Source organism: Paenibacillus zanthoxyli JH29 (genome assembly GCF_000520715.1).
GTDB lineage: Bacteria > Bacillota > Bacilli > Paenibacillales > Paenibacillaceae > Paenibacillus_AQ > Paenibacillus_AQ zanthoxyli.
On record NZ_ASSD01000649.1, the window covers coordinates 1 to 5,577 of the forward strand.

Genomic DNA, 5,577 nt, shown 5'->3' on the forward strand with positions numbered 1-5,577 from the left:
CGCTACCGCAAGCAGCGGAGGCACATCGAACAGCGGGGCTTCCGCTCGGCGTCCGATACGCACCAAGACCGCTTCCGTAACGACTACCACCTAAGAAATAAGTTCAAGAGGAGAATACTATGCATCTGGTATATGCCGACGGGCAAGGAAACGTATACGATCATCCTAAGCTGCACGGGTTGGCCCGCAGCGGGGATATGATTGTCGAACTGCTGGAGGAAGAATTAATTCCGCTGCCTGAAGGGGCAACGCTTTCTCTACTGCCGAATACGAGAGCCGTCGGGATGAATCCGTCTACCGGTGAAATGCTGCCGCTGCCGGAAGGCTCGCATGCGGTAGGAGCGCTGCTTCCGCAGGGCTTTACCCGTCTCTGTGTGCCGGGATATGTCAAGACGGATAAATCGTACAAGCTGCCGCTGTTCGGTTATTCAGCTGTCGTGTGGAAAGACGGAGGCTTCTACGTGGCCGCCGAACAGACCGATGATCCTTACAAATGGAATCCGCTCAACTGCGACCGCGATGCGGTGCGCAGCGGGGTGAACAGCCTGACTAGCAAATATCCGGAGAACCGCCTGTATGGGCATCTCTCCAATTGTGCGCTCGGCTATGAATGTCTGACCTCATCCAATACGTTTCTGAACCGTTGGGAGGGGGGCGTTCCGGTATCCTATTCGTGCAATGCGGGTTGTTTCGGCTGCATTTCCGAACAGCCGGATGACAGCGGCTTTGTCTCGCCGCAGACGCGGATGAATTTCCGGCCGAGGGTAGAAGAAATTGTGGAAGTTATGCTGGAGCATTTGAAGACGCCGGAATCCATTATCAGCTTCGGCCAGGGCTGCGAGGGAGAACCCTCTACACAGGCGAAGCTGATTATTGAAGCCATTCGTGAAGTCCGGTCCGTTACCGATATGGGTTATATCAATATTAATACGAACGCTGGCCTCAGCGATCATATCCGGGGAATTGTCGACGCCGGACTCGATTTGATGCGCGTTAGCACCATCAGCGCGCTGGATGATCATTACAACGCCTATTACAAGCCTCGGGGCTACACGCTGGCCAATGTGGAGAAATCGCTAAAGTATGCGGCGTCGCAGGGTGTTTACGCTTCCATCAACTATCTGGTATTTCCGGGGGTCACCGACCGGGAGGAAGAGGTTGAAGCGATGGTGGAATTTGTGAGGCGTACCGGCCTCAAGCTCATCCAGATGCGCAATCTTAATATTGACCCGGAGAGCTATCTTGAGCTGATTCCGCCGGCCCGAGGCGAGATCCTGGGAATGAAGACCATGCTTGATATCTTTCGTGAGGAACTGCCGGAAGTGGTTATCGGCTCGTATACGCATGTTCCTCCGGCTGGGGAGGCCAGGTCCAAGAAAGCCGTTGCTCGGGTTTCGCCACAAAGCCGTAGTATTTAATTCAAAGGGAAATCTATTGCTTCCAAGCTATGTTCGTGATAAACTGTATCTATGTGTCTTATATTAACTCTGGGTCCGCCTGAGGCTCAGGGCAAAAGAGGTGAAATTTAAATGCAAACTGCAATTCAACCGAAATATAATGTCGTAACCGTAACTTGTGCCTGCGGCAACACGTTCGAAGCTGGTTCTGTAAAACAGGAACTGCGTGTCGAAATTTGCTCCGCATGCCATCCGTTCTTTACTGGCAAGCAGAAGTTCTTGGATGCCGGCGGCCGCGTCGACAGATTCAAGAAGAAATACGGAATCTAATCCGGTTTGCCGCTGGTCGGCAATGATCGGTAGAAAGCCCTCCGTCTTATGGCGGCCACTGAAAAAGTCATCCAGTCAAAGAAAGAGACAGTTACTCATTAATTTGAGGAAACTGTCTCTTTTTTTCGGTATACTGAAAGCATCCAATGAAAGGCTGGTGGACCTGATGCTTCCGAAACAGCAGAGCTTTATCTTGAGTCCATATATTGAACTCTACAACATCTTGGTTCCTCCAGATCACATGTTGCGGAAAATGGACGAACTGGTGGACTTTAGCTTTGTCTACGAGGAGCTTCAGGAGAGCTATTGCCACGACAACGGACGCACTGCGCAGGACCCGGTCCGGATGTTTAAGTATTTGCTGCTCAAATCGATGTTTGACTTATCCGATGTCGATTTAGTCGAGCGTTCGAAAACGGATTTGGCGTTCAAGTTCTTTCTGCATATGGCTCCCGAGGAAGAAGTGATCGAGCCCAGCCTGCTTACCAAGTTCCGCAAATTGCGGCTTAAAGATATGAAGCTGCTAGATCTGCTCATCGGAAAAACGGTGGAAATTGCCATTGAAAAAGGCGTCATCCGCAGCACATCCATTATTGTGGACGCCACCCACACGAAGGCACGCTATACCCAAAAGACGCCGCAAGAGGTGCTGCGAGAGCGCTCCAAAATGTTGAGAAAAGCGATCTACACCCTGGATGAGTCGATGAAAAACGTCTTTCCGTGCAAACCGGTCACGAATGTCATTCCGGATGAAATTCGTTATTGCGAGCAGTTGGTCGCGGTGATTGAAGAGGACGGACGTTTTACCGAATTGCCCAAGGTGAGGGAACCGCTCAACCTGCTAAAAGAAACCATTACCGATGACCTGGAGCATTTGCAAACTTCCGTGGATCCGGACGCCAAAGTCGGCCACAAAAGTGCAGACTCCTCTTTTTTCGGGTACAAGACTCATCTTGCGATAAGCGAGGAGCGAATCATTACAGCCGCCACGATTACTACCGGCGAACAACCCGACGGCAAGCAGCTAAAGACGTTGATAGAAAAAAGCAAAGCGGCGGGGATGACCGTGGAGACGGTGATTGGGGATACCGCCTACTCGGAGAAAGACAATCTGGCGTACAGCGAACAAAATGAAATCGAACTCGTATCCAAACTAAATCCGCTCATTACCCAAGGCAACCGGAAGAAAGAAGACGAATTTGAGTTTAACAAAGATGCAGGGATGTATGTCTGTAAGGCCGGACATCTGGCGAAGCGCCGGGCGCGCCAAGGAAAGAAAGGGAAGGGCAAAAACCAGGTGGATACGTATTATTTCGATGTGAACAAATGCAAGATTTGCCCGGTTCGGGAAGGGTGCTACAAGGAAGGGGCAAAAAGCAAAACCTATTCGGTAAGCATAAAGTGCGATGAACATCTGGCGCAGGCTGCATTTCAGGAAAGCGAAGGGTTTAAGGCTAAGGCCAAAGAACGGTACAAAATTGAGGCCAAGAACAGTGAACTTAAGCATAGACACGGGTATGATGTTGCATCCTCCTCGGGTCTGGTTGGCATGGAAATACAAGGAGCGATGGCGATCTTTGTAGTGAATCTGAAACGAATCTTGAAGCTGATGGAGCAGTAAGGCTCATCTCCTCCTTCGACAGCAAGCAAAAGACGACATTTCATTCGGAAATACGTGAATGAATATCGTCTTTTTTGATGGGTTCTTTCTCAGCTCTTTGTAAAAGCCAGGTTTTTCAGTGGCCTCGTCTTATGGCGGAGGGCTTTATTTTTTTCTTAATGAAGACCTGAAAGCTGCGGACCTATAAGGATGACGAAGCCGGTTTTCTTATCCAGTTGATTTTTGCTTTGGCGTAGGCTATACTTATCTTCGCCGTGCTAGACGGGGAGGTAGCGGTGCCCTGTAACTCGCAATCCGCTATAGCGAGGTTGAATTCCTGTTAGAGGTGCTGTCGATGTGAGGTTTGGTCCCTACGCGCTGTGTTGACGGTTGGGTCCTCCGCAATGAGCGCTTGTGAACCTGGTCAGGTCCGGAAGGAAGCAGCCATAAGCAAGTTTGCTTTTGTGCCGGAGGGCAGCCTAGCCCGAGCAGCCGCGTAGGGTTGCCGCTCGGATCGCAGTCATCAATAACAGGTGCGCGGTTTAAATTATGAACATATCAAGCATCTTTGCGATAAGCGAAGATGCTTTTTGTTTTTGGTCTTAAGGCGGAGAATATAGTATAATAATGAAGCGATAAACGCCCGGGAAGCGGCGGTTGAAAGAGGGTAATGCTTAATTGGAACACATCGCGTTGTACCGTGCCTGGCGGCCTCAGGCGTTCCAGGACATGGTCGGACAACAGCACATTATCCAGACGCTTCAGAACGCGATTCGCGAACAGCGGGTTTCACACGCCTATCTGTTCAGCGGCCCTCGGGGTACCGGAAAGACGACTGCCGCCAAAGTATTGGCCAAAGCGGTCAATTGCGAGCGGGGCCCGGGACCGGAACCGTGCAATGAATGTCCTTCCTGCTTGCGGATTGCTTCGGGCGCGGTGATGGATGTGCAGGAAATCGACGCTGCGTCCAACCGGGGCGTGGAGGAAATCCGCGATCTCCGGGATAAAGTGAAGTACGCTCCTACCGAGGTGCGGCGTAAAGTGTATATTATTGACGAAGTGCATATGCTGACTACGGAGGCGTTTAATGCCCTTCTGAAGACGCTGGAGGAGCCGCCTGCGCATGTCATGTTCATTTTGGCGACAACAGAGCCTCATAAGCTGCCAGCGACGATTATATCACGCTGTCAGCGCTTTGATTTTCGCAGAGTTTCGCTTGAGGAACAGACAAATCGGCTGAAGGTTATTTGCGAGAAGGAGGGCATATCCGCCGAGGATGAGGCGCTGCAGTATATTGCTCGCCTGTCGGACGGAGGGATGCGCGATGCGCTCAGCGTCCTGGATCAAATCTCTTCCTTTACCGAAGGACATGTAACCTATCAGCAGGTGCTCGGGATGACCGGCGGTATACCGGCGGAGCAATTTGCCAGCTTGGCCAAAGCCATTTTGGAGAGCGATATGGGTGGGCTGCTTGAATTGGTCGAGCAGTTGATGCATGAGGGGAAGAGCGCCGACAAATGTCTCGAAAATTTGCTGTATTACTTCCGCGATCTGCTCATGATCAAAATGGTGCCGGGTTCGGCCGGGCTGACCGACCGGGTGCTGAATCCGGCGGAATTCCAGGATATGGCTGCGGCCTTCTCGCGTGAGCGGCTGTTCGACATTGTAGACACGCTGAACCGTTATTTAGGCGAGATGAAATATGCCACGCATCCACAGACGTTGTTTGAGGTGGCGCTTATGAAGCTCTGCAGTCCGCAGGAGAAGGAGAGCAGCACCGGAGTGCAGGCACATATTAATGGCGGTGCCGCGCCGGTTGATCATGGGGAGCTTGATGTGCTTAAGCGGCAAATTGCCGCTCTGGAGAAGAGGCTGGAGCAAGCGCTTCAGTCCGGCGGTGTGCCTGGAAATGGCCGGGACAGCGCTGCTTCGAAGCCGGCGGGCGGCCGTTCTTCCGCTGCTCCGCGCGTATCCTCCACCTCCAAGCTTCCGCCGCAAATGGATAAATTCATAGCAGGCAAGGACAGCGGGGATTTTGCGAACGCATATAAACAATGGAGTCAGGTGCTTCAGGCGGTTAAGGAAGAGAAGGTAACGGTTCACGCCTGGTTTGTCGACGGCGAACCCGTATCAATGACCGACGACGCAGTGCTCGTGGCGTTTAAGAATACGATACACCGGGAAACAACGGAGAAGCCCGTCAACAAGCAGGTTATCGAACGTGTGCTGGAGGCTCGTCTGGGCAAGCCG

At 52.0% G+C, this 5,577-nt stretch carries 4 protein-coding genes and 1 other RNA gene; all 5 read left to right on the forward strand.

The window, feature by feature from the left end; translation table 11 throughout:
- The first annotated feature begins 119 nt into the window (after positions 1-119).
- Entirely contained in the window at positions 120-1,418 is a 1,299-nt protein-coding gene (locus tag L691_RS0124645; RefSeq protein ID WP_025692899.1) for a radical SAM protein, read from the forward strand.
- A 111-nt stretch (positions 1,419-1,529) separates the two neighbouring features.
- Positions 1,530-1,727 carry a 50S ribosomal protein L31 gene (gene rpmE / locus L691_RS0124650; RefSeq protein WP_025692900.1) on the forward strand — a complete coding sequence of 66 codons (198 nt, stop codon included), beginning with the start codon at positions 1,530-1,532 and terminating at the stop codon, positions 1,725-1,727.
- 166 nt (positions 1,728-1,893) lie between these two features.
- Positions 1,894-3,348 (forward strand): IS1182 family transposase, encoded by a 1,455-nt coding sequence (locus L691_RS0124655; RefSeq protein ID WP_025692901.1) that lies wholly within the window; start codon positions 1,894-1,896, stop codon positions 3,346-3,348.
- Between the two features lie 252 nt (positions 3,349-3,600).
- Positions 3,601-3,868: signal recognition particle sRNA large type (gene ffs / locus L691_RS31580), an RNA gene on the forward strand.
- Positions 3,869-4,005: 137 nt separating this feature from the next.
- On the forward strand, positions 4,006-5,577 hold a 1,572-nt coding region (gene dnaX / locus L691_RS0124660; RefSeq protein WP_025692902.1), incomplete at its 3' end, for a DNA polymerase III subunit gamma/tau.